26 protein-coding genes and 1 tRNA gene are annotated in these 26,903 nt (G+C 71.2%); 16 read left to right on the forward strand and 11 right to left on the reverse strand.

All coding sequences use genetic code 11. From position 1 onward, the window contains the following. Positions 1–20 precede the first annotated feature (20 nt). The gene (locus ACH427_RS13635) at positions 21–524 is read left to right on the forward strand and encodes an Lrp/AsnC family transcriptional regulator (RefSeq protein WP_398869635.1); all 504 of its coding nucleotides are present in this window, start codon (positions 21–23) and stop codon (positions 522–524) included. 19 nt (positions 525–543) lie between these two features. On the opposite strand, the gene ACH427_RS13640 is transcribed toward ACH427_RS13635, so the two are convergent. Beyond that, positions 544–1,134 (reverse strand): TetR/AcrR family transcriptional regulator, encoded by a 591-nt coding sequence (locus ACH427_RS13640; RefSeq protein WP_398869636.1) that lies wholly within the window; start codon positions 1,132–1,134, stop codon positions 544–546. 2 nt (positions 1,135–1,136) lie between these two features. After that, a complete protein-coding gene (locus tag ACH427_RS13645) occupies positions 1,137–2,654 on the reverse strand; it encodes a 3-hydroxyacyl-CoA dehydrogenase (protein WP_398869637.1) in 1,518 nt (505 codons plus the stop codon). A 180-nt stretch (positions 2,655–2,834) separates the two neighbouring features. Here ACH427_RS13645 and paaN point away from each other — a divergent pair, with 180 nt between their 5' ends. After that, positions 2,835–4,538 (forward strand): phenylacetic acid degradation protein PaaN, encoded by a 1,704-nt coding sequence (paaN, locus tag ACH427_RS13650; protein WP_398869638.1) that lies wholly within the window; start codon positions 2,835–2,837, stop codon positions 4,536–4,538. 45 nt (positions 4,539–4,583) lie between these two features. Here the strand turns inward: paaN and ACH427_RS13655 are convergent, their stop codons facing one another. Genes ACH427_RS13655 through ACH427_RS13665 form a run of 3 tightly spaced genes read right to left on the reverse strand, consistent with a single transcriptional unit; the run spans position 4,584 to position 7,314 of the window. Beyond that, on the reverse strand, positions 4,584–5,354 hold the full coding sequence (locus ACH427_RS13655; RefSeq protein ID WP_398869639.1) for a TrmH family RNA methyltransferase: 771 nt from the start codon (positions 5,352–5,354) through the stop codon (positions 4,584–4,586). Positions 5,355–5,395: 41 nt separating this feature from the next. Then, complete coding sequence (locus tag ACH427_RS13660) at positions 5,396–6,646, reverse strand: HTTM domain-containing protein (protein WP_398869640.1); 1,251 nt, start codon at positions 6,644–6,646, stop codon at positions 5,396–5,398. After that, a complete protein-coding gene (locus ACH427_RS13665) occupies positions 6,643–7,314 on the reverse strand; it encodes a DUF5819 family protein (RefSeq protein WP_398869641.1) in 672 nt (223 codons plus the stop codon). The genes ACH427_RS13660 and ACH427_RS13665 overlap by 4 nt, the downstream gene beginning before the upstream one ends. A gap of 177 nt (positions 7,315–7,491) precedes the next feature. Here ACH427_RS13665 and paaA point away from each other — a divergent pair, with 177 nt between their 5' ends. The 6 genes from paaA to ACH427_RS13695 all read left to right on the forward strand — a co-directional run bounded on the left by paaA (position 7,492) and on the right by ACH427_RS13695 (position 12,565). Next, a complete protein-coding gene (gene paaA, locus ACH427_RS13670; protein WP_398869642.1) occupies positions 7,492–8,454 on the forward strand; it encodes a 1,2-phenylacetyl-CoA epoxidase subunit PaaA in 963 nt (320 codons plus the stop codon). Continuing rightward, a complete protein-coding gene (gene paaB, locus ACH427_RS13675) occupies positions 8,451–8,738 on the forward strand; it encodes a 1,2-phenylacetyl-CoA epoxidase subunit PaaB (RefSeq protein WP_398869643.1) in 288 nt (95 codons plus the stop codon). The genes paaA and paaB overlap by 4 nt, the downstream gene beginning before the upstream one ends. 59 nt (positions 8,739–8,797) lie before the next feature. Next, positions 8,798–9,505 (forward strand): 1,2-phenylacetyl-CoA epoxidase subunit PaaC, encoded by a 708-nt coding sequence (gene paaC / locus ACH427_RS13680; protein ID WP_398869733.1) that lies wholly within the window; start codon positions 8,798–8,800, stop codon positions 9,503–9,505. 125 nt (positions 9,506–9,630) lie between these two features. Further along, positions 9,631–10,122 (forward strand): 1,2-phenylacetyl-CoA epoxidase subunit PaaD, encoded by a 492-nt coding sequence (paaD, locus tag ACH427_RS13685; protein WP_398869644.1) that lies wholly within the window; start codon positions 9,631–9,633, stop codon positions 10,120–10,122. Next, positions 10,123–11,223, forward strand: coding sequence for a 2Fe-2S iron-sulfur cluster-binding protein (locus ACH427_RS13690; protein ID WP_398869645.1), 1,101 nt, complete (start codon positions 10,123–10,125; stop codon positions 11,221–11,223). A 193-nt stretch (positions 11,224–11,416) separates the two neighbouring features. Next, entirely contained in the window at positions 11,417–12,565 is a 1,149-nt protein-coding gene (locus ACH427_RS13695) for an acyl-CoA dehydrogenase family protein (protein WP_398869646.1), read from the forward strand. Positions 12,566–12,609: 44 nt separating this feature from the next. Here ACH427_RS13695 and ACH427_RS13700 read toward each other — a convergent pair whose 3' ends face one another. The 4 genes from ACH427_RS13700 to ACH427_RS13715 all read right to left on the reverse strand — a co-directional run bounded on the left by ACH427_RS13700 (position 12,610) and on the right by ACH427_RS13715 (position 15,779). Further along, positions 12,610–12,954 carry a rhodanese-like domain-containing protein gene (locus tag ACH427_RS13700; RefSeq protein WP_398869647.1) on the reverse strand — a complete coding sequence of 115 codons (345 nt, stop codon included), beginning with the start codon at positions 12,952–12,954 and terminating at the stop codon, positions 12,610–12,612. 10 nt (positions 12,955–12,964) lie between these two features. Beyond that, positions 12,965–13,771: a hypothetical protein gene (locus ACH427_RS13705; RefSeq protein ID WP_398869734.1), complete on the reverse strand. Its 807-nt coding sequence runs from the start codon at positions 13,769–13,771 to the stop codon at positions 12,965–12,967. A gap of 156 nt (positions 13,772–13,927) precedes the next feature. Further along, positions 13,928–15,328, reverse strand: a complete 1,401-nt coding sequence (locus ACH427_RS13710; RefSeq protein ID WP_398869648.1) for a DUF2252 domain-containing protein — start codon at positions 15,326–15,328, stop codon at positions 13,928–13,930. Between the two features lie 88 nt (positions 15,329–15,416). Continuing rightward, a complete protein-coding gene (locus ACH427_RS13715) occupies positions 15,417–15,779 on the reverse strand; it encodes a winged helix-turn-helix transcriptional regulator (RefSeq protein WP_398869649.1) in 363 nt (120 codons plus the stop codon). A gap of 130 nt (positions 15,780–15,909) precedes the next feature. On the opposite strand from ACH427_RS13715, the gene ACH427_RS13720 reads away from it, so the two are divergent. Next, complete coding sequence (locus ACH427_RS13720) at positions 15,910–16,560, forward strand: FMN-dependent NADH-azoreductase (RefSeq protein WP_398869650.1); 651 nt, start codon at positions 15,910–15,912, stop codon at positions 16,558–16,560. A 264-nt stretch (positions 16,561–16,824) separates the two neighbouring features. After that, positions 16,825–17,169 carry a helix-turn-helix domain-containing protein gene (locus tag ACH427_RS13725; RefSeq protein WP_398869651.1) on the forward strand — a complete coding sequence of 115 codons (345 nt, stop codon included), beginning with the start codon at positions 16,825–16,827 and terminating at the stop codon, positions 17,167–17,169. Here ACH427_RS13725 and ACH427_RS13730 read toward each other — a convergent pair. Then, on the reverse strand, positions 17,149–17,931 hold the full coding sequence (locus tag ACH427_RS13730) for a hypothetical protein (protein WP_398869652.1): 783 nt from the start codon (positions 17,929–17,931) through the stop codon (positions 17,149–17,151). The two genes, ACH427_RS13725 and ACH427_RS13730, sit on opposite strands and share 21 nt — an antisense overlap. A 246-nt stretch (positions 17,932–18,177) precedes the next feature. Next, positions 18,178–18,264, reverse strand: a tRNA-Leu gene (locus ACH427_RS13735). 494 nt (positions 18,265–18,758) lie between these two features. Here ACH427_RS13735 and ACH427_RS13740 point away from each other — a divergent pair. The 6 genes from ACH427_RS13740 to pknB all read left to right on the forward strand — a co-directional run bounded on the left by ACH427_RS13740 (position 18,759) and on the right by pknB (position 26,853). After that, positions 18,759–19,613 carry an FhaA domain-containing protein gene (locus ACH427_RS13740; RefSeq protein WP_398869653.1) on the forward strand — a complete coding sequence of 285 codons (855 nt, stop codon included), beginning with the start codon at positions 18,759–18,761 and terminating at the stop codon, positions 19,611–19,613. A gap of 10 nt (positions 19,614–19,623) precedes the next feature. Then, positions 19,624–20,154, forward strand: coding sequence for an FHA domain-containing protein (locus ACH427_RS13745; RefSeq protein WP_361523977.1), 531 nt, complete (start codon positions 19,624–19,626; stop codon positions 20,152–20,154). A gap of 75 nt (positions 20,155–20,229) precedes the next feature. Further along, positions 20,230–21,759, forward strand: a complete 1,530-nt coding sequence (locus tag ACH427_RS13750) for a PP2C family protein-serine/threonine phosphatase (RefSeq protein ID WP_398869735.1) — start codon at positions 20,230–20,232, stop codon at positions 21,757–21,759. 40 nt (positions 21,760–21,799) lie between these two features. Beyond that, entirely contained in the window at positions 21,800–23,215 is a 1,416-nt protein-coding gene (locus ACH427_RS13755; protein ID WP_398869654.1) for an FtsW/RodA/SpoVE family cell cycle protein, read from the forward strand. After that, entirely contained in the window at positions 23,212–24,666 is a 1,455-nt protein-coding gene (locus ACH427_RS13760; RefSeq protein ID WP_398869655.1) for a peptidoglycan D,D-transpeptidase FtsI family protein, read from the forward strand. The genes ACH427_RS13755 and ACH427_RS13760 overlap by 4 nt, the downstream gene beginning before the upstream one ends. 162 nt (positions 24,667–24,828) lie before the next feature. Next, positions 24,829–26,853: a Stk1 family PASTA domain-containing Ser/Thr kinase gene (gene pknB / locus ACH427_RS13765; RefSeq protein ID WP_398869656.1), complete on the forward strand. Its 2,025-nt coding sequence runs from the start codon at positions 24,829–24,831 to the stop codon at positions 26,851–26,853. Positions 26,854–26,903: the final 50 nt, after the last annotated feature.

The following is a 26,903-nucleotide window of genomic DNA, read 5'->3' on the forward strand; positions in this document are numbered from 1 at the left end:
CGAAGGGGAGGCGGGGCGGTATGCCGGACGAACAGATGGCCTTCTCGGGCGGCAAGCCACCCGCCCGGCCGCTCGACGAGATCGACCGCGCGATCCTGCGGATGCTCCGGTCCGACGGCCGCGCCTCGATACGGTCCGTATCGGAGCGGGTGCACGTCTCGCGCGCCAACGCCTACGCCCGGATCAACCGCCTCATCGACGACGGGGTGATACGCGGCTTCAGCGCCCGGATCGACCAGGAGCGCGCGGGGCAGAGCGCCTCGGCGTACATCACGCTGAAGATCGTCCAGAACTCCTGGCGCACCGTCCGCGAAAAGCTCCGGGCGCTTCCGGGAGCCGCCCATATCGCCCTGGTCAGCGGGGATTTCGATGTCCTGCTGCTCGTCCACACCAAGGACAACCACGCGCTGCGGGAGCTCGTTCTCACCCGCATCCAGGCCATGGACGAGGTGCTCAGCACCCGCACCCTCCTGGTCTTCGAGGAGACGGACCTGGAGGAGGGGCGGGTGCCGGGGGAACCCTGAGCGGCCGCGTCCGCCCGGGTCAGCCGGTGGTGCGCAGCCCGGCGAAGGCCGTGCGGACCACCGCGTCGGCCACCTCGTCGCTCGTGGCCCCGCCTCGCTCCGGCTGGTACCACTCCACGACGGAGTTGATCATTCCGAAGAGCAGCCGGGTCGCCAGCCGAACGTCGACGTCGGCCCGCAGGTCACCGTCGGCCGAGGCGCGCTTCAGCAGCTCGGCGACCTGGTGGTCGAACTCGCGGCGCCGCTCCATGGCCCAGCGCTCGGTGTCCGTGTTGCCCCGCACCCGCAGCAGCAGCGTCACGTAGGGCAGCTCGTCCATCAGGACTTCCACGGTCCGCCGGGTGACGTACTCCAGCCGCTCGATCGCCCGCCCCTCGACGGCGCGCGGCTCGTCCAGGACGGCGAAGAGCCCGTCCAGGGCGCGGCTTATCGCGAGCCGGAGGAGCTCTTCCTTGCTCTTCACGTGGTGATAGATGGAGGACTTGGAGATTCCGGCCGCCTTGGAGAGGTGCTCCATGGACGTGCCGTCGTAGCCCCGCTCGTTGAACACCTGGACGGCGACCGCGAGCAGCGATTCGGGCGTGTAGGTGTCGCGCTTGGCCATGGTCATGATTACAGCAGGCTCTCTTCGACGGCTGCACGGCGGAGCAGCGGCTGGGACGGCGCGTAGCGGCCGTCGGGGTACTGGCAGTGCAGGTTCCGCAGCATCCGGCTCACTCGCGCCGGGCCGAGGATCCGGCCCCACTCCAGCGGGCCGCGCGGGTGGTTCACACCGAGCCGCATGGCGGTGTCGATGTCCTCCGGGCTCGCGACGCCCCGGCCGACGGCGTCCTCGGCGAAGTCGACGAGCATGGCGACCGTACGGGCCACGATCATGCCCGGTGCGTCACCGATGACGCTGACCTGCTTGCCGAGCGCCTGGAACAGGCCGGTCGCCGCCCGGACGTCCGCCGGGGAGGCGGCCGCGGAGGGCGCGAGGGCGACGCGGGCGCAGGTGCGGTAGTCGAGGGCCAGGTCGAAGTGGATCCGGGCGCCGGCGGGCTCCGTGGTGGCCGGGCGGCCCTGCGTGAGGGAGAGCTCCGTGCCGCCGGGGAGGACGAGATATCCCTCGTCCTCGGGCCCGGAGACCTCGGTGACCGTGATGCCCGCTTCCCGGATCAGCTCGGCCAGTGCGGCGCAGACACCGGGAAGCCGCCCGTGGACGGTGACTTCCGCGGGGGCGCCGCACGGTTCCTCGGTGCGCGGCGACGGCCGCTCGGCTCCAGCCGTGTGGTCGTACCAGCCGTGGCCGCTTTTGCGGCCGAGCAGCCCGGCCTCCACAAGGCGCCGCTGCGCGAGCGAGGGCCTGAACTTCGGATCGTGGAAGAACGCCTCATGGACCGAACGGGTGACGGCTTCGTTCACGTCCTGGCCGATGAGGTCGGTGAGCTCGAAGGGGCCCATGGGGAAGCCGCCGCTCTCACGCAGCACGGCGTCGAGGGTCGCGGGGTCGGCGGCCCGTTCCTCGTGGAGGCGGAACGCTTCGGCGTAGAAGGGCCTGGCGACGCGGTTGACGATGAAGCCCGGGGCGTCGGCACAGCGCACCGGCTTCTTTCCCCAGGCGGCCACGGTGTCGTACGCCCGTTCCGCCACAGCCGCGTCGGTGGCGAAGCCCCGGACGACCTCCACGAGCGGCAGCAGCGGCGCGGGGTTGAAGAAGTGCAGGCCGACGAGACGGCCGGGGAGCCGGAGGGCACCCGCGACGGCGGTCACCGACAGGGACGAGGTGTTGGTGGCCAGCAGGCAGTCGTCAGGAACGACCGATTCCAGATCCGCGAACAGCTTCTGTTTGGCGGGCAGTTGTTCCAGAATCGCCTCGATGACGAGCGCCGAGTCAGCGAGATCGTCCAGTCGCGCGGCGGGGTGCAGACGGGCCAGCGCCGTGTCGCGGCCGACGGCCGTGAGCCTGCCCTTCTCCACGAGGCGGTCGAGGCGGGCGCCGATGGCCCGGGCGGCCTCGACCGCCCGCCCCTCGACCGTGTCGTACAGCCGCACACCATGGCCCGCCACGAGGGCGACCTGGGCGATTCCCTGGCCCATGGTGCCGGTGCCGACGACTGCGACGGTCGCGTTCGGCTCGATTGCGGTCATGCCGGTGATCCTCCCCGATGAGTTGTCCACAGGTTCGCCGGGCCCCCTTGTCCCGACCGATCGTTCGGTTACTGTATCCATCGGGGGGAGTCCCCGGCCTCCCGAAGCGTCCCGCCCGCGTTCTGTCGCCCGAAGTCTGTCGCCCCATCCGAGCCCAGCTCGACGAGGAGTTGGTCAGCCGTGACCGCCGGACCCAGCACCGCCCAGTTGATCGAGAAGCACCTCCCCACGCTCGACCAGGCCCTGGACGCCATCCGCACGCGCGTCTATTGGTCCCCCTTCCCCGAGCACCCGAAGGCGTACGGCCCGGAGGGCGCCGTGCCCGGCAGCCTGAGTGCCGCCGAGGGCCAGGCCGCCTTCGAGGCGCTGCGCGGCAAGCGCTTCGAGCTGGACCAGCCGGGCTCGGACGGCTGGGCGGGCTCCGAAGTCTCCCCGTACGGACCGGAGCTGGGCATCGAGTATCCGCACCCCGGCGTCGAGGCGCTGCTCCCGGCCATGCGCGCGGCGATGCCGCAGTGGCGCGAGGCGGGCCCCCAGGCGCGGGCCGCGGTCTGTCTGGAGATCCTCGCCCGGATCAACGCCCGTACGCACGAGTTCGCCCACGCGGTCATGCACACCAGTGGCCAGGCGTTCATGATGGCCTTCCAGGCCGGTGGCCCGCACGCCCAGGACCGCGGCCTGGAGGCCGTCGCCTACGCCTTCGCCGAGCAGGTCCGCACCCCGGAGTCGGCCGACTGGTCCAAGCCGCAGGGCAAGCGCCCGCCGCTGGAGCTGCGCAAGGAGTTCACCGCCGTGCCGCGCGGCATCTCGCTGCTGATCGGCTGCAACACCTTCCCCACCTGGAACGGCTACCCCGGCCTGTTCGCCTCCCTGGCCACGGGCAACGCGGTTCTGGTCAAGCCGCATCCGCGCGCCGTGCTGCCGCTGGCCCTGACGGTGCGCGTCGCGCGCGAGGTCCTCCGCGAGGCGGGCTTCTCCCCCGACCTGGTCACGCTGGCCGCCGAGCGCGACGGCGAGGGCATCGCCAAGTCCCTGGCCGTGCGCCCGGAGATCCGCATCATCGACTACACCGGCTCCACCGCCTTCGGCGACTGGCTGGAGGCCAACGCCCGCCAGGCACAGGTCTTCACGGAGAAGGCCGGGGTGAACACGGTCGTCATCGACTCCACCGACGACTACAAGGGCCTGCTGAGCAACCTCGCCTTCTCGCTGTCCCTCTACAGCGGCCAGATGTGCACCACCCCGCAGAACCTCCTCATCCCGCGCGAGGGGATCACCACGGACGCGGGGCCCAAGTCCTACGACGAGGTGGTGGCCGACCTCGCCGCCGCCGTCGACGGCCTGCTGGGTGACGACGCCAGGGCGAACGCCCTGCTGGGCGCGATCGTCAACGGCCAGGTCGAGGAGCGCCTCGCCGCCGCCGCACAGCTCGGCGAAGTCGCCCTCGCCTCGCGGGCGGTGACCAACCCCGACTTCCCCGACGCCACGGTGCGCACGCCCGTGATCGTCAAGCTGGACGGCGCCAAGCCGGATTCCGAGGCGGCCTATCTGTCGGAGTGCTTCGGCCCGGTGTCCTTCGCCGTGGCGGTGGACTCGTCCGCGGACGCCGTCGAGTTGCTGCGCCGCACGGTGCGGGAGAAGGGCGCGATGACCGTCGGGGCGTACACCACCTCACCGGAGGTCGAGCGGCTGGTGGAGGACGCCTGCCTGGAGGAGTGCGCCCAGCTCTCCCTCAACCTCACCGGCGGGGTGTACGTGAACCAGACCGCCGCCTTCTCCGACTTCCATGGTTCCGGCGGCAATCCGTCGGCCAACGCGGTGCTGTGCGACAGCGCGTTCGTCGCGAGCCGTTTCCGCACGGTGGAGGTGCGGCGTCCGCTCTAGGCCGTGCGGGCCGGGGCGGCTCCCGCCGCGAGTGGCGGGAGCCCCTCAGCCCAGGGGCCGTTCCGCGCCCGGCCCGCCCCAGTGGAAGAGGGCCATGGCGACGCTCGTGGCGAGGTTGTAGCTGGACACCTGCGGCCGCATGGGAAGGGCGACCAGCCGGGTCGCCCTCTCCCGCAGGTCGGGCGAGATGCCGTGCCGCTCGGAGCCGAAGGCAATGAGCGCGTCGTCGGGGAAGTCGACGGACCGGATGTCGTCGCCCTCCGGATCCAGCGCGAAGACCGGGCCGGGCGGCAGTTCGGGCAGCGGCAGCCGCTCGACCGCGGTCGCGTAGTGCAGGCCCGCGCCGGCCCGTACGGCGTTGGGGTGCCACGGGTCCATGTCACCGGTCGTGACCACACCCGTGGCGCCGAAGCCCGCGGCGAGGCGGATGACGGCGCCGACGTTCCCGAGGTTGCGCGGGTTGTCCAGCACGACGACGGGTGCGAGCCGCGGTGCCCGCGACAGGGTGTCGAGGTTCTTCCGGCGGCTCGGCCTGGCCGCCAGCGCGGCCACTCCCGTGGGGTGGACCCGGGGCAGCAGCTCCCGCAGGCTCGGCGCGGGGATCGCGACGAGCCGCTCGGCGAGCTCCTCGGTGAGGTCGTCGGCCAGCTCGGCGGCGAGCGCCAGCGTGGCCTCCTTGTCGGCGCAGACAGCCAGCCGCACGTCCGCGCCGAAGCGAAGCGCGTGCTTCAAGGCGTGGAAGCCGTCGAGCAGTACGGCGTCAGGGGCGAGCTCGCCCCACTGTCGTACGGCTGCCACGGCTTCGTCCTCGGTCATGCCCTCAGCCTACGGTCCCGCCCCGGGCCGGCCACTCCCGCTCAGCCCACCAGGCTGCGGGGGCTCCCCTCGTCCTCCCGCTGCGACGGGATCGAGGCCGCGTGCGCGGGCAGCAGCCGGTCGCGGGCCCGCCCGGCGAGAGCGCCGACGCGTCGCAGGAAGGACGTGGGCAGGAAGACGGCGTCCGCCACGATCATCGCCAGCGAGAAGAAGGGCAGTCCGAGGGTGACGGCGATGCCGAGGTGCTCGCACATCATCACGGCCAGCAGGACGTTCTTGGCCCGCCGGTTCAGCAGGGTGAACGGGAACGCGACCTGCACCGCCACCGTGCCGTAGCTGAGCAGCAGCACGATGACGCTGTTGCCCCCGAGGACGTCGGAAAGCTCGGGCCAGGGCGAGAAGTAGTCGAGGTGCAGCGGGTAGTAGAGCGCCGTACCGTCCTGCCAGCGGGACCCCTGGATCTTGTACCAGCCGGCCGTGGAGTAGATCAGGCAGACCTCGGCCATGATGACCAGCAGCGTCGCGTTGTGCGCCAGATTGGCGAACGCGTCCAGGACCGTGCGCGGCTCCCCGGGGGCGTAGCGCCGTACGCACCACCACAGGCCCTGGACGAGCCAGAGCCCCCAGAAGACCGAGGCCCAGCCGAGGCCGGGGAGCGGCCCGTCGGCCGTCCAGGACATCCGGCTGTCGCCGAGGGCCTGTGTGGCGGCCAGTGCGAGTCCGCAGGCGGCCCACAGCAGGATGCCGGTGACATCCGGGCCGGCGCCGGGACGCGTTCCGCCGGTCCGTCCCGCGTCGTCCGCCGCTTCGGTCCGGCGACGGCGGGCGCGCCGGGCGTCGAGGGACCACACCAGTCCGCAGCGGGTGAGGACGGTGTAGAGGGCCAGCAGGTGGATGACGTTGTCGCCGCCGTCGCCGAGGAAGACGCTGCGGTTCTGGAGCGACAGCACGCCGATCATGAACAGCACGGACATGGTCCGCGTCCGCCATCCGAGCATCAGCAGGGCGCTGGACACGATGGCGAGGCCGTAGAGGGTCTCGAACCACAGGGTGCTGTCGGACCAGACGAGCGCGGTGAAGGCGTGGTTGTCGGCGGTCAGCCGACGGGCCATGTCCCAGCTCCACGGGCCGTCGGGCCCGTACATCTCATGGCGGTTGGGCCACTCGCGGAGCAGGAAGCACAGCCAGGCGAAGGAGATGCCGATCCGGATCACGGCCGTCTGGTAGCGGCCGAGGGCGGAGCGGGTGACGCGGTCGATGCCCCGGGCGAGCGGGGCGAGGGAGGCGCTCACCGGTTCTTCGCCTCCGGGCGGTCGGCGGTGGTGACCGGCCACCAGTTCAGCACGCGGTAGGAGGGTTTGGTCCCCACCTTCTCGTCACTCCAGGGCGGCGGCGCCACGGAACGGGTCATCGACCGCACCTGGACGCGGTCGACCGGCCGTCCGTCGCGCTCGCTTCCGAGCCGGAGCAGGGCGATGCGCCGGATGTACTGCTCGGAAAGGTTTCCGCGCAGGCCGTTGGGCTGCTCACGGGCGTCGTGCGTGCTCACGTAGAAGTCCCAGGCGCGCCGCACCTCGTTCTGCTGGGTGTGGCTCGGGAAGAGGTTGTGATGTATCTCGGCACCGTCCTGGGCGGAGAGGTCGATCCACGGGGTGAGCACCGACCGGCCGTCCTGGCCGCGCAGCTCGGCGCGGGCCTGGACGGCGATGTTCTGCTGGAGGGGGTTGGGAGCGAAGAGCTTCCAGTTCTGTTCGAACTCCGGGTAGATGTAGTCGCCGATGGCCGCCGCGTGCTGCTTACTGACCGCGTTCGGCGGTGCCACGTGCAGGAACACCATCGCCAGGTGCACGGCGGTGGCCACCGTCACGACGGCGACGCCGAGGGCGACGGCGACGCGCGCGGGCAAGGACAGCCCCGCGACGGAGCCGGCCCGCTCGTCGTGCTCGTCATCCGTCTCCATGTCCCGCCCCGATCCCGCGTGCCGCCTGTATTCGTGCACCCGAACCGTACCCAGGACGTCCCACGGGGCCCAGCGCGCAGGGGTTATCCACAGGCTTGACACCTCACGATCCGGCGGCCCACCATTGAACCGAACGATCGGTCGGTCGGGAGCTCAGGGAAGGGCAGGGGGCATGCCATGACGACGACGGCGCCGGACGCAGGGACCTACGAGGCGGCCTTCGACGCCGCGGTGGCAGCCGACGAGCGCATCGAGCCACGCGACTGGATGCCCGACGCCTATCGCGCCTCGCTCGTCCGCCAGATAGCGCAGCACGCGCATTCGGAGATCATCGGCATGCAGCCCGAGGCCAACTGGATCACTCGCGCGCCCTCGCTGCGCCGCAAGGCCATCCTGATGGCCAAGGTGCAGGACGAGGCGGGCCACGGCCTCTATCTCTACAGCGCCGCGGAAACCCTGGGCACCGGGCGCGACGAGCTGCTCGACAAGCTGCACTCCGGCCGCCAGAAGTATTCGTCGATCTTCAACTACCCCACGCTGACCTGGGCGGATGTCGGCGCCATCGGCTGGCTCGTGGACGGCGCGGCCATCACCAACCAGGTCCCGCTGTGCCGCTGTTCCTACGGGCCCTACGCCCGCGCCATGGTCCGCATCTGCAAGGAGGAGTCCTTCCACCAGCGCCAGGGCTACGAGCTGCTGCTGACCCTCAGCCGCGGCACCGGGGCCCAGCACGCCATGGCGCAGGACGCGGTGGACCGCTGGTGGTGGCCGTCCCTGATGATGTTCGGCCCCCCGGACGACGAATCCGCCCATTCGGCCCAGTCCATGGCCTGGAAGATCAAGCGCCATTCGAACGACGAGCTGCGCCAGCGGTTCGTGGACATCTGCGTCCCCCAGGCCGAATCACTCGGCCTGACCCTCCCCGACCCGGACCTCCGGTGGAACGAGGAGCGTGGCCACCACGACTTCGGCGCCATCGACTGGGACGAGTTCCACGAGGTGCTGCGCGGCAACGGCCCGTGCAACGAACAGCGGATCAGCCGGCGGAAGCAGGCACACGAGGAAGGCGCTTGGGTGCGCGAGGCCGCCGCCGCCCATGCCCGCAAGCACAGCGGCACACCAGGGGAGGCAGGGGCATGACGAGCGCCGAGTGGCCACTGTGGGAGGTGTTCGTGCGCAGCAGGCGCGGGCTGTCGCACACCCACGCCGGAAGCCTGCACGCACCGGACGCGGCGATGGCGCTGCGCAATGCCCGGGATCTCTACACCCGGCGCTCCGAAGGCGTCTCCATCTGGGTCGTGCCTTCCGCCGAGGTCACCGCCTCCTCGCCGGACGAGAAGGACCCCTTCTTCGAACCGGCCGCGGACAAGCCCTATCGCCACCCGACCTTCTACGACATCCCGGAGGGGGTGCGGCACCTGTGAAGCCCCCCATCCCGGGCGCCTGCCCACAGGCCCCCGACCCTGCCCCCAGTGACCCCGGCGTGCCGCTCGGCGCGGCACTGGCGCTCGGTGACGACGCCCTCGTGCTGTCCCACCGGCTGGGGGAGTGGGCCGGCCGCGCGCCCGTCCTGGAGGAAGAGGTCGCCCTCGCCAATATCGCGCTGGACCTGCTCGGCCAGGCCCGCTTCCTCCTCTCCCTCGCCGGCGACGAGGACGAGCTGGCCTATCTCCGGGAGGAGCGCGCCTTCCGCAATGTCCAGCTGGTCGAGCAGCCCAACAGCGACTTCGCCCACACCATCGCCCGCCAGCTGTACTTCTCCACCTACCAGGAGCTGCTGTACGGGCAGTTGGCCGCTGGGGACGGCCCCTTCGCGCCCCTGGCCGGGAAGGCGGTCAAAGAGGTCGCCTATCACCGGGACCACGCCGAGCACTGGACGCTGCGGCTCGGCGACGGCACAGCGGAGAGCCACCGGCGGATGCAGGCCGCGACCGACGCCCTGTGGCGGTATACGGGAGAGCTGTTCGACCCGGTCGACGGTCTCGACGTCGATGTGGCCGCCCTGCGTGACGGCTGGCTGGCACTGATCACCAGGACGCTTGAGCAGGCCACTCTGACACTCCCCACCGGCCCGCCGTCCGGTGCCTGGACGGCCGGAGCAGGGCGGCAGGGCCTTCACACCGAGCCGTTCGGGCGGATGCTCGCGGAGATGCAGCATCTGCACCGCAGCCACCCGGGGGCGACATGGTGACCGTGCCGGCCCCTCTGGATCCGCAGGCGGCGGCCCCGTCGGCACCTCGCCCGCCGGGCCCGGAGCACACGACGCCCGCCCGCGGCCGGGCCGCTCAGGACGCCTCCGCCCCTGGTGCCGCCACCTTGGCACCCACCGCGCTGGAGCGGCGCCTCCTGGAGCTGGCAGGTGCCGTGCCCGATCCCGAGCTGCCCGTGCTGACACTGGCCGAGCTGGGCGTGCTGCGCGGCCTGCACCTGACCGGCCCCGGACGGGTGGAGGTGGAGCTGACGCCCACCTACACCGGCTGCCCGGCGATCGAGGCGATGTCCGCGGACATCGAGCGGGTGCTGCACGATCAGGGCATACCGGAGGTCGAGGTGCGCAAGGTCCTCGCACCGGCCTGGTCCACGGACGACATCACGGCCGAAGGGCGCCGCAAGCTCGCCGAGTTCGGCGTGGCACCGCCGCGGAGTACGGGCCCGGAAGGTCCGGTCCCGGTGACACTCGGCATCCGCTGCCCGCACTGCGGGTCCATGGACACCACGCTGCTGAGCCGCTTCTCGTCGACCGCCTGCAAGGCCCTGCGGCGCTGTGAGGCGTGCCGCGAACCGTTCGATCACTTCAAGGAGTTGTAGATGCCAGCAGCGGCCCGCCACGGCGCCTTCCACCCCTTGCGAGTGACGGCCGTCGACCCGCTCACGGACGACGCGGTCGCCCTGACCTTCGCCGTGCCTCCGGAGCTGCGGGACGTCTATCGCTACGCGGCGGGTCAGCACATCACCCTCCGCAGGAGCACGGAGGACGGCGAGGCCCGGCGCACCTACTCCCTCTGCGGCCCCGCCCCGGCACCGGGCACCGGCGAGGTGGCCGAACTCCGGGTCGGGGTGCGACTGGTGGACGGAGGGGTGTTCTCCACATACGCGCTGAAGGAGCTGGCCGCGGGGGACACGGTGGAGGTGATGGCACCAGCCGGACGGTTCGTGCTGGAGCCCCGCCCCGGGCACTTCGCCGCGATCGTCGGCGGCAGCGGGATCACCCCCGTCCTGTCCATCGCCTCGACCCTGCTCGCGCGGGAACCCGACGCCCGGTTCTGCCTGATACGCAGCGACCGGACCACCGCCTCCGCGATGTTCCTGGAGGAGGTCGCCGACCTCAAGGACCGCTGGCCGGACCGCTTCCAGCTGGTGCACGTCCTCTCCCGCGAGGAGCAGCAGGCGGGGCTGCCCTCCGGACGGCTGGACGAGGGGCGGCTGACCCGGCTGCTGCCCGCGCTGCTCCCGGTGGAGGAGATGGACGGCTGGTTCCTGTGCGGCCCTCACGGTCTGGTGCGGGAGGCCGAGCGGGCGCTGCGCGCCCTGGGGGTCGGCCGTGACCGTGTCCATCAGGAGATATTCCACGTCGACACCGCCTCGGACGCGCCCCCGGCCGGCTCCCCCGGCGCCGCCGCCCCCGCCCCGGCGCACAGCACCGTGACCGCGACGCTGGACGGGCGCAGCGGGAGCTGGCCGGTGCGGGAGGGCGAGCCGCTGCTGGACGCGGTGCTGCGCAGCCGTGCCGACGCCCCGTACGCCTGCAAGGGCGGGGTGTGCGGAACCTGCCGGGCCTTCCTGGTCAGGGGAGAGGTGCGGATGGACCGGAATTTCGCACTGGAGCCGGAGGAGCTGGCGGCCGGATATGTGCTGGCCTGTCAGTCGCATCCGGTCACGGAGGAGGTGGAGTTGGACTTCGACCGCTGAGCGGCAGCGGAGCGGACGGTAGCGCCGTGAGGGCGTCAGAGCGATCCCAGCGCCCCCGGGCCTGCGCCCCGGACCGCTTCCCCGGACACGTCCATGTGTTCCCAATTCCTGCAACGTGTTCTACCTTGACGCCCCATCAGCTCCAGGCGTCAGTGGCAGCAGCGGGCAGTGCCGGTGTGCGGGAGGACGGACAGTGGACTTCACCTTCACCGAGGAACAGCGGGCCGCCGAGGAAGCGGCCAGGGCGGTCTTCTCCGGGGTCTCCCTCGACGGCGTGCCCAGCCCGGCCCTGACCAGGGGCGCCGTGGCCGAGGACTTCGACCGGCCGCTGTGGGCGAAGCTCGCGGGCGCGGACCTGCTGAGCCTGCTCATCGCCCCCGAGCACGGCGGCGCGGGGCTCGGGCCTCTCGCGCTGTGCCTGGTGCTGCGCGAAGCCGGGCAGGTCCTGGCCCGCGTCCCGCTGCTGGAGACCGGCGCGGCCGCCGCCGTGCTGAGCAGCCACGGCGGGCCGGCCGCTGGCAAGTTGCTGCCCCAGGTAGGGCGGGGCGAGCTCGTCATCACCACCGCGTCCAGCGGCCGCACCGGTCATGACCCGGCCGAACTCGCCGTCACCGTACGCAAGGTGGACACCTCCGGCACGGAAGGCACCGGCTGGGTGCTCGACGGGGCGCAGACGGCCGTGCCCTGGGCCCGGAGCGCGGACCGCGTCCTGCTGCCCGCTCGTACGGAGGAGGGGCACACCGTGCTCGCGCTCGTCCCGCCCGACCGCCCCGGGGTCACCCTGGCCGGTCAGGTCTCCACCAACGGCGAACGGTACGCGGAAGTGCGTCTCGACTCCGTACGGGCCGGTCACGACGAATTGATCACCGCCGAGGGGGCGTGGGAGCGGCTGCGGCGGCTGCTCACCCTCGGCACGAGCGCGCTCGCCCTCGGGGTGGGTACGGCGGTGGCCCGCATGACCAGCGCGTACGCCACGAAGCGCGAGCAGTTCGGCCATCCGATCGCCACGTTCCAGGCCGTCGCCGTCCAGGCCGCCGACCGGTACATCGACCTGCGCGCGATGGAGGCCACCCTCTGGCAGGCGGCCTGGCGGCTGGAGTCGGGAGCCGCCGGGGAGTTGCCGGTCGACGCGGACATCGCCGTCGCGAAGATCTGGGCCTCCGAGGGCGTGCGCCGCGTCGTCCAGACCGGGCAGCACCTGCACGGCGGCTTCGGCGCGGACACCGGCTATGCCTTGCACCGGTACCACGCGTGGGCCAAGCAGTTGGAGCTCTCGCTCGGCCCCGCGGCGGCCCATGAGGAGGCACTCGGCGACCTGCTGGCCGCCTGTCCGGCCGACTGACCGCCGCCGGGGCCCCGCCGAGCGGGGCCCTCGAACGACCAGAGCTAGATCACGGCGCCGGGCGCGCCGTTGCCGTCGACGACCGGGCGGCCCGCGGCCTCCCAGACCTGCATGCCGCCGTCGACGTTCGCCGCGTCCAGGCCCTGCTGGACGAGGTAGGCGGTGACCTGGGCGGAACGCCCGCCCGAGCGGCAGATGACATTGATCCTGGCGCCGTCGGGGGCCTTCTCCGTCAACTCGCCGAACCGGGCGACGAAGTCGCTCATCGGGATGTGGAGCGCGCCTTCGGCGTGCCCTGCCGCCCACTCGTCGTCCTCACGGACGTCCAGCAGGAAGTCTTCGGGTGCGAGAGCGTCGACGCCGACCGTGGGTACACCGGAAAAATGCATGTCCCCGACGCTACCCGACCAGCGACGCGAGCTGTGCCCTGCGCTCGGCGACCTGGGCGACGAGGCCCTCGGCGATCTCCTCGAGGAGCCGGTCCGGATCGTCGGCCGCCATCTTGATCATCGAGCCGATCGCGGAGCCCTCCAGCTCCGCGGCCACCGCCGCCAGCATCTCCTTGCGCCGGGCCAGCCACTCCAGGCGGGCGTAGAGCTCCTCGGCGGGGCTCGGCCGCGGCTCCTCGGGCGCGGGGCCCGCGGCCCACTCCTCGGCCAGTTCCCGCAGCAGGGCCTCGGCCCCGTCCGCGTAAGCGGCGTTGACCCGCACGATGAACTCCTCGCGCCGTACGCGCTCCGCCTCGTCCTGCGCCAGGTCCGGGTGGGCCTTGCGGACGAGCTCGCGGAAGATCCGCCGGGCCTCGTCGCTCGGGCGCACCCGCTCCGGGGGCCGTACCGGCCGCTCCGTGAGCATCGCCGACGCCTCGGGCGACAGGCCCTCCGAGTCCATCCAGCCGCCGAGCAGCTCCTCCACCCCCGGCAGCGGCTGCACGAGGGCGCGCGCCTCGCGGGCCCGCCGGAGGTCCTCGGCGTCGCCGCTGCGGGCCGCCAGGGCCTCCGCGATCTGCGCGTCCAGCTCGTCGAGCTGTGCGTACACCGGGCCGAGCCGCTGGTGGTGCAGCCGGGAGAAGTTCTCCACTTCCACCCGGAAGGTCTCCACCGCGATCTCGAACTCGATCAGCGCTTGTTCCGCGGCGCGGACGGCTTGGGCCAGGCGCTGGGTGCCCGGCTCCTCGGCGTGGAGATTCTCGGCTTCCGGATTCATCACCCGCCCAGCGTACGAGCTCCCGCCCCCTGCGGATCCCCCCGAGCCCCACCGGTCCCTCCGTCCTCAGCCACCGGACGGGCGCGGATGCCCGCCGCGCATGGCCCTTGAAGCCCCGGAACGGGCGCGGACGTGTCCGGACGCACATCCGGCCGGCTACACCCCCATCTCGGCCGGCACCCGGCCGCTCCGGACGGCCGCCACGAGCTTCGCGTGGTCCGCCTCCGTGCGGTCCGCGTAGGTCACCGCGAAATCGGCCAGCGCCTCGTCCAGCTCGGCCGCCTTCCCGCAGTAGCCCGCTATGAGCCGGGGGTCAGCGGTGTGCGCGTGGGCCCGTGCGAGGAGCGCGCCCGTCATCCGGCCGTAGTCGTCGAGCTCGCCGGGGGCGAGGGCGGCCGGGTCCACGCTGCCCTTGCGATTGCGGAACTGCCGCACCTGATACGGCCTGCCGTCGACCGTCGCCCACCCGAGCAGCACATCGCTGACCACCTGCATCCGCTTCTGCCCCAGCACCACCCGACGGCCCTCGTGCCCCTCCGGGGGACGGCCGGGCGCGAAGCCGGCCTTCTTCGCGTACGACAGCAGCACCGAGGGCCGTGCCTCCTTGACCTGGAGCACGAGCGGCTCGCCGCGGTGGTCAAGCAGCAGCACCACGTAGGACCGCAGCCCCACGCTCCCCGTGCCCACCACGCGGAACGCCACGTCCTGCACCTCGTACCGCGCGAGCAACGGCAGCAGCTCCTCCGGCAGGGTGCCCAGATACTCGCCCAGCGACAGGGCGACCGCCGCCGCCTCACCGGCCGGCACCCGCCTCAGCACGGGCGGGGCGTCCACGAAGCACCGGCCCCCGTCCCCGGCCTTCTCGGTCGCCTTCGCCGCGAAGCGGGCGCTGGTGTTCCGCCGGGCCTTCGCCGCGACCCGCTCCAGCGTGCCCAGCAGCGCCCGCGCGTCGGCGTGCGCGACGAGCTCCTCGTCGGCGATGGCGTTCCAGGCGTCGGCGGCGGGCAGCTTGGCCAGCAGCCGCATCGTGTGCCGGTAGGCACCCGCGGCGTCGCGCGCGGCGGCCCGGCAGGTGTCCTCGTCGGCGCCCGCCTCCCGCCCGGCCAGCACCAGGGAGGCGGCGAGGCGCTTGACGTCCCACTCCCATGGCCCGTGCAGGGTCTCGTCGAAGTCGTTGAGGTCGATGACGAGTTCACCGCGCGCGTCGCCGTAGAGGCCGAAGTTGGCGGCGTGGGCGTCGCCGCAGATCTGCGCGCCGACACCCGTCACGGACGTACGCACCAGGTCGTGCCCCATCAGCCCGGCCGAGCCGCGCAGGAAGGCGAAGGGCGAGGCGGCCATCCGGCCGACCCGTATCGGCGTGAGCTCGGGAAGCCGGCCGGCGTTCGCAGCCTCCACCGACTCCACGGCCCCGGGGCGCCCCGCGTCGGCGGCCCACCCGGCGTGCGACGCCCTGGGCACACGCGCCCGCAGCGCCTTGCCCTCGGCCTTCGGTGAGCCCGGCTTCCCGGCCCCGCCAGGCTGCGCGAATCCTGGTACGTACGGCAGTCGCGACACAGCGCGCCCCTCCCCCTCGACGCCCAACTACCCCGAATCTAACGGGCACCACTGACAACGGCCGGGCCCGACCGATGCGGCACGGGCCTCAGCTGAACTGCTTCGGGCACTCCGCGCTGCTCTCCGGGAGGTATTTCCCGGCCCATCGCCCCAGTTCCTTGAGCGCCGGCTCCAGCGCCGCGCCCGCCTCCGTCAGCCGGTACGCCACGCGCAGCGGCGGGCCCGCGTGCACCTCCCGTACGAGCAGCCCGGCCGCGGCGAGCTGGGTGAGCCGGTCCGACAGCATGCGCTCGCTGATGCCCGGGATCGCCCGCCGCAGGTCCGCGAAGTGGACCGGGCCCTGCAGGAGCGTGGCGACGATCAGCCCCGTCCAGCGCTTGCCGAACACCTCGAAGACCCGCGTCATGCCCTCGTCGACGCTCTTGCACGCCTCTTCACCACGGTCCGCCATGCGTCCAGGGTACTGCGTTCCCCATCGTCCCTATAAAAAAGTAAGTCCCTGTGTTATTAATAGTTGCATACGGAGCTACACCCCGTGGCTCCGCCCTCGCCGGCGTCACGCCCGTCATCAGGAGAAACCCATGGCCACGCTGCTGCACCTCGACTCCTCCGCCCTCCCGCAGGGCTCCCACTCCCGCGATGTCACCGCCGCCTTCCGCAAGGCGTGGGAGGAGCAGCACCCCGACGGCACGGTCATCTACCGCGACCTCTCCGCGAACCCGCTCCCGCACATCACCGCCGACGGCATCCAGGCCCTCTTCGCCGCCCCGGAGGCGCGCACCGAGGAGCAGGCGGCCGCCTTCGCGCTGCGCACCGAACTGGCCGAGGAGCTGGAGCGCGCCGACGCCGTGCTGATCGGCGCCCCCATGTACAACTTCTCGATCCCCTCCAGCCTCAAGGCGTGGCTGGACCACGTGATCATCATGGGCCGCACGTCCGGTGTGGAAACGCCCTCGGCCGCCGGTACGCCGACCACCGTCGTCGCCTCCCGCGGCGGTTCCTACGCGCCGGGCACCCCGCGCGAGGACGCCGAGTTCGTGACGACCTACCTGGGCAAGGTCCTGGGCGACATGCTCGGCCTGGACGTCGACTTCATCGTCCCCGAGCTGACCCTGGCCCGCTCCGTGCCCGCCATGGCCGCCCTCGTCGACAAGGCCGACGCCTCCCGCGCCCAGGCGCACGAGGACGCCGCCATCAAGGGCAAGGCGACGGCCGCGCGCTTCACGGCCTGACGCCCCGGGCATGTGCCGGGAGTCCCCCGGACGCCCGCCCCGACAACATCTGGCCGAAATCGACCGTTCGCCGCGTCATGCCTGGTCATGAGTGACCAGGCAGACGAAATCCCCCCGCGCTGACGGAATCTTTAGCCGAATCCAGGCTTTTAGCTAAGCCTAAAGGTGGCATTCTCTTCTGCAGAGGTCTTCATGAGCCGCCGACGGCGGCCGAGGAAGTGGCCGCCGGCACCTCGGCCGGCGCCGCGATTCTGGGGGGTAGCCATGTCCTGGCGCCACGGTACGGAGCGCAGCCGCTACGCCGATCTGGCGGGGGCCCGCGCGGCACGGCACGCCACAGCCTCGCTCGCGGGCCTCGTCGCGGAACGGGGCATGTCCCGCAAGGAGTTGGCCGACCGCATGGGCGTCTCGCCCGGGAGGGTCAGCCAAATCCTGTCGGGTGACGAGAATCTGACGCTCCGTTCCCTGGCGGCGGTCGCCGAAGCCCTGGACGTGAGCATGGAGATCTCGTTCTGTGAGCAGCCCGCCACCGAGCACCGAGAGCCGCCGGAGACCGTGCGACCGGAGACCGCGGACCGGCTGCGCCCCTTAACTCCGTCCCACCGCTGAACCGCACACCTCGTGCCGCAGAGCGAGAAGCACCTTGTCGTCGCTGCGCTTGCCGTACGCGTGTGCCAGATCGAGCAGATACGTGCAGAGGTGCTCGGCCTCGCCGAACGCCCTCCGCGCCTGCCGGATCTCCTCCCGTGTGCGTTCACGCCGCTGCTGCTCGCACAGCTTCTCGATCTTCGTCTCGATGGTGATCCACTTCTGCGCCGCGGTGCGCACGTCCCGATGGCGCTCGCAGATCTCCCGCTTGAGGTGGGTGCGCCCCCTGGCCGTACGCCCCGGGATGTCCACCCGTGTCATCAGGTGCACCTTGACCCGGTCCGCGAAGGCGTCGAGATCCCAGCCGTCGGGAAAGCCGGCCACCATCGCGTGACACCACTCCGCCCGGTCCGTCCGCAGGCGCAGGGCCAGGCTGTTGAGCAGCAGCGAGTCCCCGAGGGTCACGATCGCCATCAGCGGGTGCTCACCGGGTTCCCCCGCCTTGCGCTTAGGCACCAGCCCCAGTCCGGCCACGGCGCCCACCGCCGCCGGCGGCACGCTCGACGCGTGCGGCAGCAGCAGCCCGCTGGCCAGGGCCGCCATGCCGGAGGTCCAGATCAGCACGGCGAGCGCCGCCGCGGCCGACCGCGCGGTGCCCAGCAGCCGCCCCTCAGCGCGGAAGCGCCAGATCAGGCAAACCCAGGTCACAGGCGCGCAGACAGCGGCGGGCAGCACCCACTCCGACAGCACGGACGACTGGCCCCACGCCACAGCGTCCCCCATTCCGGTTGCAGACGAGGCTCCCCGCGACACCGGACTCGACGCTCTTCACACAGAGCCCCAGCGCGATCACGGAATGATGTTCCCACTGCCATCGCTACCGTGTGCAGCGATTCCGGCCAAGACTTCGCTCAGGACCCCGCAAATCCAGCCATGGTCCGAACAGCGACTGGACAAGAGCGCAACAAAACGAAACGGACCCCTCCGTGTGACTTACGTCACTTCGGAGAGGTCCGTTTCGCTACCTCATGGTGCGCGAGGGGGGAGTTGAACCCCCACGCCCTTTCGGGCACTGGAACCTGAATCCAGCGCGTCTGCCTATTCCGCCACCCGCGCATGGGTGTTGTCTTCAGTCTTCCCGCACCGCCCTCGGACTTTCCGTCCGGTTCTTGCGCGTTCGCCTTCCGACATCGAGAACATTAGCACGGTGTGGCGGGTGTCTTCACACTCGTTCCTGGTGGGCGGCCGGGGACGGCCCCGGAGCGGCGCCGGACCCCGCGTGACCTGCCGTGGGCACGGAACGTGCGCGGAGGTCAGGAGCGGGACGGAACCGGAGGCCGCCGACGCCGCCGGAAGGTCATCCGGAAGGTCATCCGAACCCCGCCGGACCGGCGGGACCGCGGGCACCCCACCGGTTGCGGGACACTGGCTCGCGGCCGCCTCTACGATCCCTAGTGAAGGCGGCACCGGAGCACCGGGTGAAGGCGACACTCGTCACTCCTGGCGCCGAAGGGGAACCAGCCGTTTTCCCGACGCGTGGATACGATCAGTAAGCAGTATCAGGAACGACACTGAGCATCAGGAACGTCACTGAGGGAAGGAGGTGCCCCGTGGGAGTACTGAAGCGCTTCGAGCAGCGACTCGAGGGTCTCGTCAACGGCACCTTCGCCAAGGTGTTCAAGTCCGAGGTGCAGCCGGTGGAGATCGCGGGCGCGCTCCAGCGCGAGTGCGACAACAACGCCACCATCTGGAACCGCGACCGCACCGTCGTCCCCAACGACTTCATCGTGGAGCTGAGCGCTCCGGACTTCGAGCGCCTCAGCCCGTACTCCGGCCAGCTGGGCGACGAGCTCTCCGGCATGGTCCGCGACTACGCCAAGCAGCAGCGCTACACCTTCATGGGGACCATCAAGGTCCACCTGGAGAAGGCCGACGACCTCGACACCGGGCTGTACCGGGTGCGCAGCCGCACCCTCGCCGCCAGTGAGTCGCAGGACCCGCAGGCCCAGCGCCCGGCCGCGCCCCGCTCCGGCGGCGGCAGCGGCCCCGTCACCCACGGTGCCGGCTATCCGGCGCCGCCCTCGGGGCTGCCGCCCATGCCCGCGGGCCCGCCGCCCGGCGGCGCCGGGCGGGCACCGCGCACCGCCGCGCCCGGCCCCACGGCCGCCCCGGCGTCCGGCGGCCAGACCCGGCGCTGGATCGAGATCAACGGCACGCGGCACCAGATCTCACGCCCCACCCTCGTGCTGGGCCGCAGTACCGAAGCGGACGTACGGATCGACGACCCCGGCGTCTCCCGCCGGCACTGCGAGATCCGGGTCGGCACCCCCGCGACGATCCAGGATCTGGGGTCGACCAACGGCATCGTGGTGGACGGACAACACACCACGCGCGCTACGCTCCGCGACGGCTCACGCATCGTCGTGGGCAGCACCACCATCGTTTATCGGCAAGCCGAAGGGTGAAGCGGGGGCAATGTCAGAGCTGACCCTCACGGTCATGCGGTTGGGTTTCCTCGCCGTCTTGTGGCTGTTCGTCATCGTGGCCGTCCAGGTCATCCGCAGTGACCTCTTCGGCACGCGGGTCACCCAGCGCGGCTCCCGCCGCGGCGGCCCGGAGCGGCAGACGCAGCGCGCGCAGCAGCAGACCGCACCGCCGCAGCAGCGCCAGCAGCAGGGCGGCGGCCGGCGTGCCGACCGCGGCCGCCGCGGCGCGCCCACCAAGCTCGTGGTCTCGGAAGGCTCCCTGACCGGCACCACGGTGGCCCTCCAGGGCCAGACCATCTCGCTCGGCCGCGCCCACGACTCCACGATCGTGCTGGACGACGACTACGCCTCCAGCAGGCATGCCAGGATCTATCCGGACCGCGACGGCCAGTGGATCGTCGAGGACCTCGGTTCGACCAACGGCACCTATCTCGACCGGACCAGACTGACCACCCCGACCCCGATCCCGCTCGGCGCGCCGATCCGCATCGGCAAGACCGTCATCGAGCTGCGGAAGTAGTAGGACCATGACGACCGGAGGGTGGGCAGCGTGTCTGGGAAGGGGCTGTACCCGGAGCCGACGGGCGAGGTGCGCATGAGTCTGTCACTGCGTTTCGCCGCCGGATCGCACAAGGGCATGATCCGGGAGGGCAACGAGGACTCCGGTTACGCCGGCCCCCGCCTGCTCGCCATCGCCGACGGCATGGGCGGCCAGGCCGCGGGCGAGGTCGCCTCCTCCGAGGTGATCTCCACCCTGGTCACGCTCGACGACGACGTCCCGGGCCCCGACATCCTCACCTCCCTCGGCACGGCCGTGCAGCGCGCCAACGACCAGCTCCGGCTCATGGTCGAGGAGGACCCGCAGCTGGAGGGCATGGGCACCACGCTCACCGCCCTGCTGTGGACCGGGCAGCGGCTCGGCCTCGTCCACGTCGGCGACTCCCGCGCGTACCTCCTGCGCGACGGCGTGCTCACCCAGATCACCCAGGACCACACCTGGGTGCAGCGGCTCGTCGACGAGGGCCGGATCACCGAGGAAGAGGCCACCACCCACCCGCAGCGCTCCCTGCTGATGCGCGCGCTGGGCAGCGGCGACCACGTGGAGCCCGATCTCTCCATCCGGGAGGTCCGGGCCGGGGACCGCTATCTCATCTGCTCCGACGGTCTGTCCGGCGTCGTCAGCCACCAGACGATGGAGGAGACGCTCGCCAGCTACCAGGGCCCGCACGAGACCATCCAGGAGCTGATCCAGCTCGCGCTGCGCGGCGGCGGTCCCGACAACATCACCTGCATCGTCGCCGACGTCCTCGACGTCGACGGCGGTGACACCCTGGCCGGCCAGCTCAACGACACCCCGGTGATCGTCGGCGCGGTGGCCGAGAACCAGCTCCAGCTGGGCGACGACGGCGCCCTGCACACCCCGGCCGGGCGGGCCGCCGAGCACGCCCGCGCCAACCGTCCCGTGCCTCCGCAGGGCGGCGGCTTCGGCCCGCCCGGCAGCGGCGAGGCGGACATGGGCGGGACGCCGGACGGCTCCTTCGGCGCCTTCATGGACGAGGAGTACGTCAAGCCCGTCCGCCGCGGCAGGTGGATCAAGCGGTCCCTGATCGTGGCGGTGGTGCTCGGCGTCGTCGCCGGCGGCCTCTACGGCGGCTACGGCTGGACCCAGACGCAGTACTTCGTGGGTGCCAAGGACAACGACCACGTGGCCGTCTACCAGGGCATCAACCAGAAGCTGGCCTGGGTCAGCCTGAGCAAGCTCTATCAGGACCACCCCGAGATCGAACTCAAGTACCTCCCGGTCGACCAGCGCGGCCGTGTCCAGGACACCATCGCGCTCGACGGCCGCGACAAGGCCGTGCAGAAAGTCAAGGACCTCGGCCTGCTCGCGGGCGCGTGCAAGAAGGAAGACGAGCGGCACAAGGCCGAGGAGCAGGCGCGGGAGAAGGAGAAGCAGAGCGGCGAGCGGGCCGGCGGCGCTGTGGGCGAGACTCCCAAGGACCCGAAGGCCGACGCCAAGCCGGGCTCCCAGACCGCCCCCACGACGGCGCCCACGCCCGCCCCGGGCCCCACCCTCAGCGAGGAAGAGCAGAAGTTGGTCCCGCAGTGCAGCACGCAGCAGTGAAGCCGTAGGGGGCCATCAACTCATGTCAGCCATGTCATCCATGCCGGGTATCAGCAACACCACCACGATCAGCACGGTCGGCCCGCCCAGCAGACGCAACACCGAACTGGCGCTGCTCGCCTTCGCGGTGATCATCCCCTGCTTCGCGTATGCCAACGTGGGGCTCGCCCTCAGCGGTGAGATGCCCTCGGGCATGCTCGGCTACGGCCTGGGCCTCGGCCTGCTCGCCGGCGTCGGCCACCTCGTCATCCGCAAGTACGCCAAGTACGCGGACCCGCTGCTGCTGCCGATGGCCACGCTGCTCAACGGGCTCGGCCTCGTCCTGATCTGGCGGCTGGACCAGTCGCCGCGACTGGCCAACCTCGCCAAGAACCAGGGGTTCAAGTACGCGGCGTCGGCGCCCAACCAGCTGATGTACTCGGCGCTGGGCATCGCGTTCTTCGTCGCCGTGGTGATCTTCCTCAAGGACCACCGCATCCTCCAGCGCTACACCTACATCTCGATGGCGGCCGCGCTGGCCCTGCTGATCGCCCCGATCTTCTTCCCCGCCAAGTTCGGCGCGCGGATCTGGATCACGCTGCCGGGTCTGGGCTCGCTCCAGCCCGGTGAGTTCGCGAAGATCATCCTGGCGATCTTCTTCGCCGGCTATCTGATGGTGAAGCGCGACGCCCTGGCCCTGGCCAGCCGCCGCTTCATGGGGCTCTATCTGCCGCGCGGCCGCGACCTCGGCCCGATCCTGGCCGTCTGGGCGTTCAGCATCCTCATTCTCGTCTTCGAGACGGACCTCGGCACCTCGCTGCTGTTCTTCGGCATGTTCGTCGTGATGCTCTACGTCGCGACCGAGCGCACCAGCTGGATCGTCTTCGGCCTGCTGATGTCCGCGGCCGGCGCCGTCGGCGTCGCCTCCTTCGAACCGCACGTCCAGGCCCGTGTGAACGCCTGGCTGGACCCGTTCGGCGGCTGGGGCAAGTCCGCGGCCAGTGAGCAGATCTCGCAGGCGCTGATGGCCTTCGGCTCCGGCGGCGTCTTCGGCTCGGGCTGGGGCCAGGGCTACTCCGACCTCATCGGCTTCGCCGCCAACTCCGACTTCATCCTCGGCACCGTCGGCGAGGAACTCGGCCTTGCGGGCACCATGGCGATCCTGATGATCTACGCGATCATCGTGGAGCGCGGTGTGCGCACGGCCCTGGCCGCGCGGGACCCCTTCGGCAAGCTGCTCGCGTGCGGCCTGTCGGCGGCCTTCGGCATCCAGGTCTTCGTCGTCGCGGGCGGTGTCATGGGCCTCATCCCGCTGACCGGCATGACCATGCCGTTCATGGCCTACGGCGGCTCCTCCGTGCTCGCCAACTGGGCTCTGATCGCCATCCTCATCAAGATCAGCGACACCGCGCGCCGCCCCGCGCCGGCGCCCGCTCCCTCCCCCGACGCCGAGATGACCCAGGTGGTCCGACCGTGAACAAGCCCGTGCGCCGGATCGCGATCTTCTGCGGGCTGCTCGTACTGGCCCTGCTGCTGCGCGACAACTGGCTCCAGTTCGTCCAGGCGGACGAGCTCAAGACCAACAAGCACAACCACCGCGTCGCGATCGCCCGCTACAGCCAGCCGCGCGGCAACATCATCGTCGACGGCCAGGAAGTGACCGGCTCGGTCGAGACCAACGGCATCGACTACAAGTACAAGCGGACCTACAAGAACGGCGAGATGTGGGCGCCGGTCACCGGCTACACCTCGCAGGTCTTCGGCGCCTCGCAGCTGGAGAACCTCTACGACAAGGTCCTGACCGGCGACGACGACAAGCTGTTCTTCAACCGCACCGTCGACATGATCACGGGCAAGGGCCAGAAGGGTGGCGACGTGATCACCACCCTCAACGCCAAGGCCCAGGAGGCCGCCTTCAAGGGCCTCGACGGCAAGCGCGGCGCCGTCGCCGCCCTCGACCCGCGCACGGGCAAGATCCTGGCCCTGGCGTCCGCCCCGTCGTACGACCCGTCGAAGATCGCGGGCGCGAACGACAGCGCGACGTGGACGGCGCTGGAGAAGGACAAGAACCAGCCGATGCTCAACCGGGCGCTGCGGGCCACCTACCCGCCCGGTTCGACGTTCAAGGTCGTCACCGCGGCCGCGGCGCTGGAGAACGGGCTCTACACGGACCCGGACCAGAAGACCCAGACGCCGAACAAGTACATCCTTCCGGACTCCACCACTCCGCTGGCGAACGAGGGCAGCATCCAGTGTGAGAACGCCACGATGCGCGAGGCCCTGCGGATCTCCTGCAACACCGTCTTCGGCAAGATGAGCGCCGACCTCGGCAACGACAAGATGAAGAAGGAAGCGGAGAAGTTCGGCTTCAACAGCGAGACTCTCACGCCCGTGCGCGCCGAGAAGAGCGTCTACCCCAAGGACAACCGGCCGCAGAACGCCATGGACGGCATCGGCCAGGCGTCCAACCGCGCCACCCCGCTCCAGATGGCCATGGTCGTCTCCGCGATCGCCAACAACGGCAAGCTCATGGAGCCGTACATGGTCGACAAGGTGCGCGCCCCGAACCTCAACGTGATCGAGACGCACCAGCCCAAGGAGATGTCGCAGCCGCTCTCCGCGCAGAACGCGCAGAAGATCCAGTCGATGATGGAGACCGTGGTCGAGAAGGGCACCGGAACGAGCGCCCAGATCGACAACGTCACGGTCGGCGGCAAGACCGGCACCGCGCAGCACGGTGTCGACAACAGCGGCAAGCCCTACGCCTGGTTCATCTCCTACGCCAAGACCGACAACGGCTCGCCCGTCGCGGTCGCCGTGGTGGTCGAGGGCGACGACCAGACCGCGCGTGACGACGTCGCCGGTGGCGCACTCGCCGCACCGATCGCCAAGAACGTCATGGAGGCCGTACTCAAGACGTCGAAGTGACGCCGCTCACCCCAGCAGCCGTGCGCCGTAGCTGACGGTACCGGTCGTGTATCAGGTGACGGTGGCGCCCGGAAGGGGCGCAGCGTGCCGGGTACGGTAAGCCCGGACAGCACACCGCCGGACCCACGCCGGTGCGGTCAGGAAAACGGAAGGGCTGGAGCTATGGAAGAGCCGCGTCGCCTCGGCGGCCGGTACGAGCTGGGCTCGGTGCTCGGCCGCGGTGGTATGGCCGAGGTCTATCTCGCCCACGACACCCGGCTCGGCCGCACCGTCGCCGTGAAGACGCTGCGGGTGGACCTCGCCCGCGACCCGTCCTTCCAGGCCCGGTTCCGCCGTGAGGCCCAGTCGGCCGCCTCGCTCAACCACCCGTCGATCGTCGCCGTCTACGACACCGGCGAGGACTACGTGGACGGGGTCTCGATCCCGTACATCGTCATGGAGTACGTCGACGGATCCACCCTGCGCGAGCTGCTGCACTCGGGCCGCAAGCTGCTGCCCGAGCGCTCGCTGGAGATGACCATCGGCGTCCTCCAGGCGCTGGAGTACTCGCACCGGGCCGGCATCGTCCACCGCGACATCAAGCCCGCGAACGTCATGCTGACGCGCACCGGCCAGGTCAAGGTCATGGACTTCGGCATCGCCCGCGCCATGGGTGACTCCGGCATGACGATGACGCAGACCGCGGCCGTCATCGGCACCGCCCAGTACCTCTCCCCGGAGCAGGCCAAGGGCGAGCAGGTCGACGCGCGCTCGGACCTCTACTCCACCGGCTGCCTGCTCTACGAGCTGCTGACCGTGCGGCCCCCGTTCATCGGCGACTCCCCCGTGGCGGTCGCCTATCAGCACGTGCGGGAGGACCCGAACCCGCCGAGCGTCCACGACCCCGAGATCACGCCCGAGATGGACGCGATCGTCCTCAAGGCGCTGACCAAGGACCCGGACTACCGCTACCAGTCGGCCGACGAGATGCGGGCCGACATCGAGGCCGCGCTGGAGGGCCAGCCGGTGGCGGCCGCCGCGGGCGCGTACCGGCCCGCCGGCTACGGCGAGGACCAGCCGACCACCATGCTCCGTCCGCAGGACCACGGCGCCGGACAGACGTCCATGCTGCCGCCGGTGCGCGACGACGACGGGGGCTTCGGCGGTTACGACGACGGCAACGGCCGCCGTCGTGGCGGGGGCGGGAAGAAGAGCGGCCTCTCCACGATCCTGCTGATCGTCGCGGGCATCCTGGTGCTCGTCGGCGCGATCTTCATCGGCAAGTCGCTCTTCGGCGGCAACTCCAACAGCTCGCAGGTCAACGTGCCCAACCTGGTCGGGCAGACGTTCAAGGACGCCCAGCAGCAGGGTGTCAACGGCGACTTCAAGGTCGTCCAGAGCGACTCGAAGCCGTGCGACCAGGACAAGGGCAAGATCTGCGCCCAGGATCCCAAGGACGGCGGCAAGATCGACCGCGGCGGCGAGGTCAAGGTGACCGTCTCGACGGGCGCCGAGCAGGTCGAGGTCCCGGACGTCACGGAGAAGCAGGCCGACAAGGCCCGCCAGATCCTGGAGGACAAGGGCTTCACCGTCGACGTGAAGACGAACGTCACCGACAGCGCTCCCGCGGGCAGTGTCACGGACCAGGACCCCAAGGGCCTCACCAAGGCCGACAAGGGCTCCAAGGTCACGCTCACGGTCGCCGCGGCCCAGCAGGCCAAGCAGGTGCCGTCCGTGGTCGGCCAGGCGTTCGACGCGGCGAGCAAGCAGCTGTCGGACCTCGGTTTCGTGGTGAACAAGCAGGAGGAGGAGTCGGACCAGCCTCCGGGCACCGTCCTCCGGCAGAGCCCCGACGGCAACACCAACGCCAAGCCCGGCTCCACGGTCACCCTGACCGTCGCCAAGGCCAAGGCGAACCAGAAGGCGACCGTGCCCGCGCTGAGCAACCAGAAGCTCAAGGACGCGAAGAAGGCACTGACGGACGCGGGCCTGAAGGTCGGCAACATCTCCGGCCCGCAGGACGACAACGCGACCGTGATCGCGTCGGCCCCGGGCGCCGGCACCCAGCTCGACAAGAACACCCCGGTGAACCTCTTCACGCTGGCGGGAGTGCCGGGCGGGGCGAACGGTGACACGGGTACGCCGGGCGGGGACACCGGCAGTGACACCGGCTTCATCGGCGGGTTCACCGGCGGACGCCGCCACTGACCTTCTGCGAGAGGTCGCTTTCAAACGCCGGAGGGGCTGGGAATTTCCCA

Source organism: Streptomyces sp. NPDC020379 (genome assembly GCF_044387105.1).
Taxonomy (GTDB): Bacteria; Actinomycetota; Actinomycetes; order Streptomycetales; family Streptomycetaceae; genus Streptomyces.

What these genes read in the sequence shown, in the direction of transcription:
- ACH427_RS13635 (WP_398869635.1), top strand. Translation starts at nt 21, where the DNA reads ATGCCGGACGAACAGATGGCCTTCTCGGGCGGCAAGCCACCCGCCCGG.
- ACH427_RS13640 (WP_398869636.1), bottom strand. Translation starts at nt 1,134, where the DNA reads ATGACCATGGCCAAGCGCGACACCTACACGCCCGAATCGCTGCTCGCG.
- ACH427_RS13645 (WP_398869637.1), bottom strand. Translation starts at nt 2,654, where the DNA reads ATGACCGCAATCGAGCCGAACGCGACCGTCGCAGTCGTCGGCACCGGC.
- ACH427_RS13655 (WP_398869639.1), bottom strand. Translation starts at nt 5,354, where the DNA reads ATGACCGAGGACGAAGCCGTGGCAGCCGTACGACAGTGGGGCGAGCTC.
- ACH427_RS13665 (WP_398869641.1), bottom strand. Translation starts at nt 7,314, where the DNA reads ATGGAGACGGATGACGAGCACGACGAGCGGGCCGGCTCCGTCGCGGGG.
- paaA (WP_398869642.1), top strand. Translation starts at nt 7,492, where the DNA reads ATGACGACGACGGCGCCGGACGCAGGGACCTACGAGGCGGCCTTCGAC.
- paaB (WP_398869643.1), top strand. Translation starts at nt 8,451, where the DNA reads ATGACGAGCGCCGAGTGGCCACTGTGGGAGGTGTTCGTGCGCAGCAGG.
- ACH427_RS13690 (WP_398869645.1), top strand. Translation starts at nt 10,123, where the DNA reads ATGCCAGCAGCGGCCCGCCACGGCGCCTTCCACCCCTTGCGAGTGACG.
- ACH427_RS13700 (WP_398869647.1), bottom strand. Translation starts at nt 12,954, where the DNA reads ATGCATTTTTCCGGTGTACCCACGGTCGGCGTCGACGCTCTCGCACCC.
- ACH427_RS13705 (WP_398869734.1), bottom strand. Translation starts at nt 13,771, where the DNA reads ATGAATCCGGAAGCCGAGAATCTCCACGCCGAGGAGCCGGGCACCCAG.
- ACH427_RS13715 (WP_398869649.1), bottom strand. Translation starts at nt 15,779, where the DNA reads ATGGCGGACCGTGGTGAAGAGGCGTGCAAGAGCGTCGACGAGGGCATG.
- ACH427_RS13720 (WP_398869650.1), top strand. Translation starts at nt 15,910, where the DNA reads ATGGCCACGCTGCTGCACCTCGACTCCTCCGCCCTCCCGCAGGGCTCC.
- ACH427_RS13725 (WP_398869651.1), top strand. Translation starts at nt 16,825, where the DNA reads ATGTCCTGGCGCCACGGTACGGAGCGCAGCCGCTACGCCGATCTGGCG.
- ACH427_RS13730 (WP_398869652.1), bottom strand. Translation starts at nt 17,931, where the DNA reads ATGGGGGACGCTGTGGCGTGGGGCCAGTCGTCCGTGCTGTCGGAGTGG.
- ACH427_RS13745 (WP_361523977.1), top strand. Translation starts at nt 19,624, where the DNA reads ATGTCAGAGCTGACCCTCACGGTCATGCGGTTGGGTTTCCTCGCCGTC.
- ACH427_RS13750 (WP_398869735.1), top strand. Translation starts at nt 20,230, where the DNA reads ATGAGTCTGTCACTGCGTTTCGCCGCCGGATCGCACAAGGGCATGATC.
- ACH427_RS13755 (WP_398869654.1), top strand. Translation starts at nt 21,800, where the DNA reads ATGCCGGGTATCAGCAACACCACCACGATCAGCACGGTCGGCCCGCCC.
- pknB (WP_398869656.1), top strand. Translation starts at nt 24,829, where the DNA reads ATGGAAGAGCCGCGTCGCCTCGGCGGCCGGTACGAGCTGGGCTCGGTG.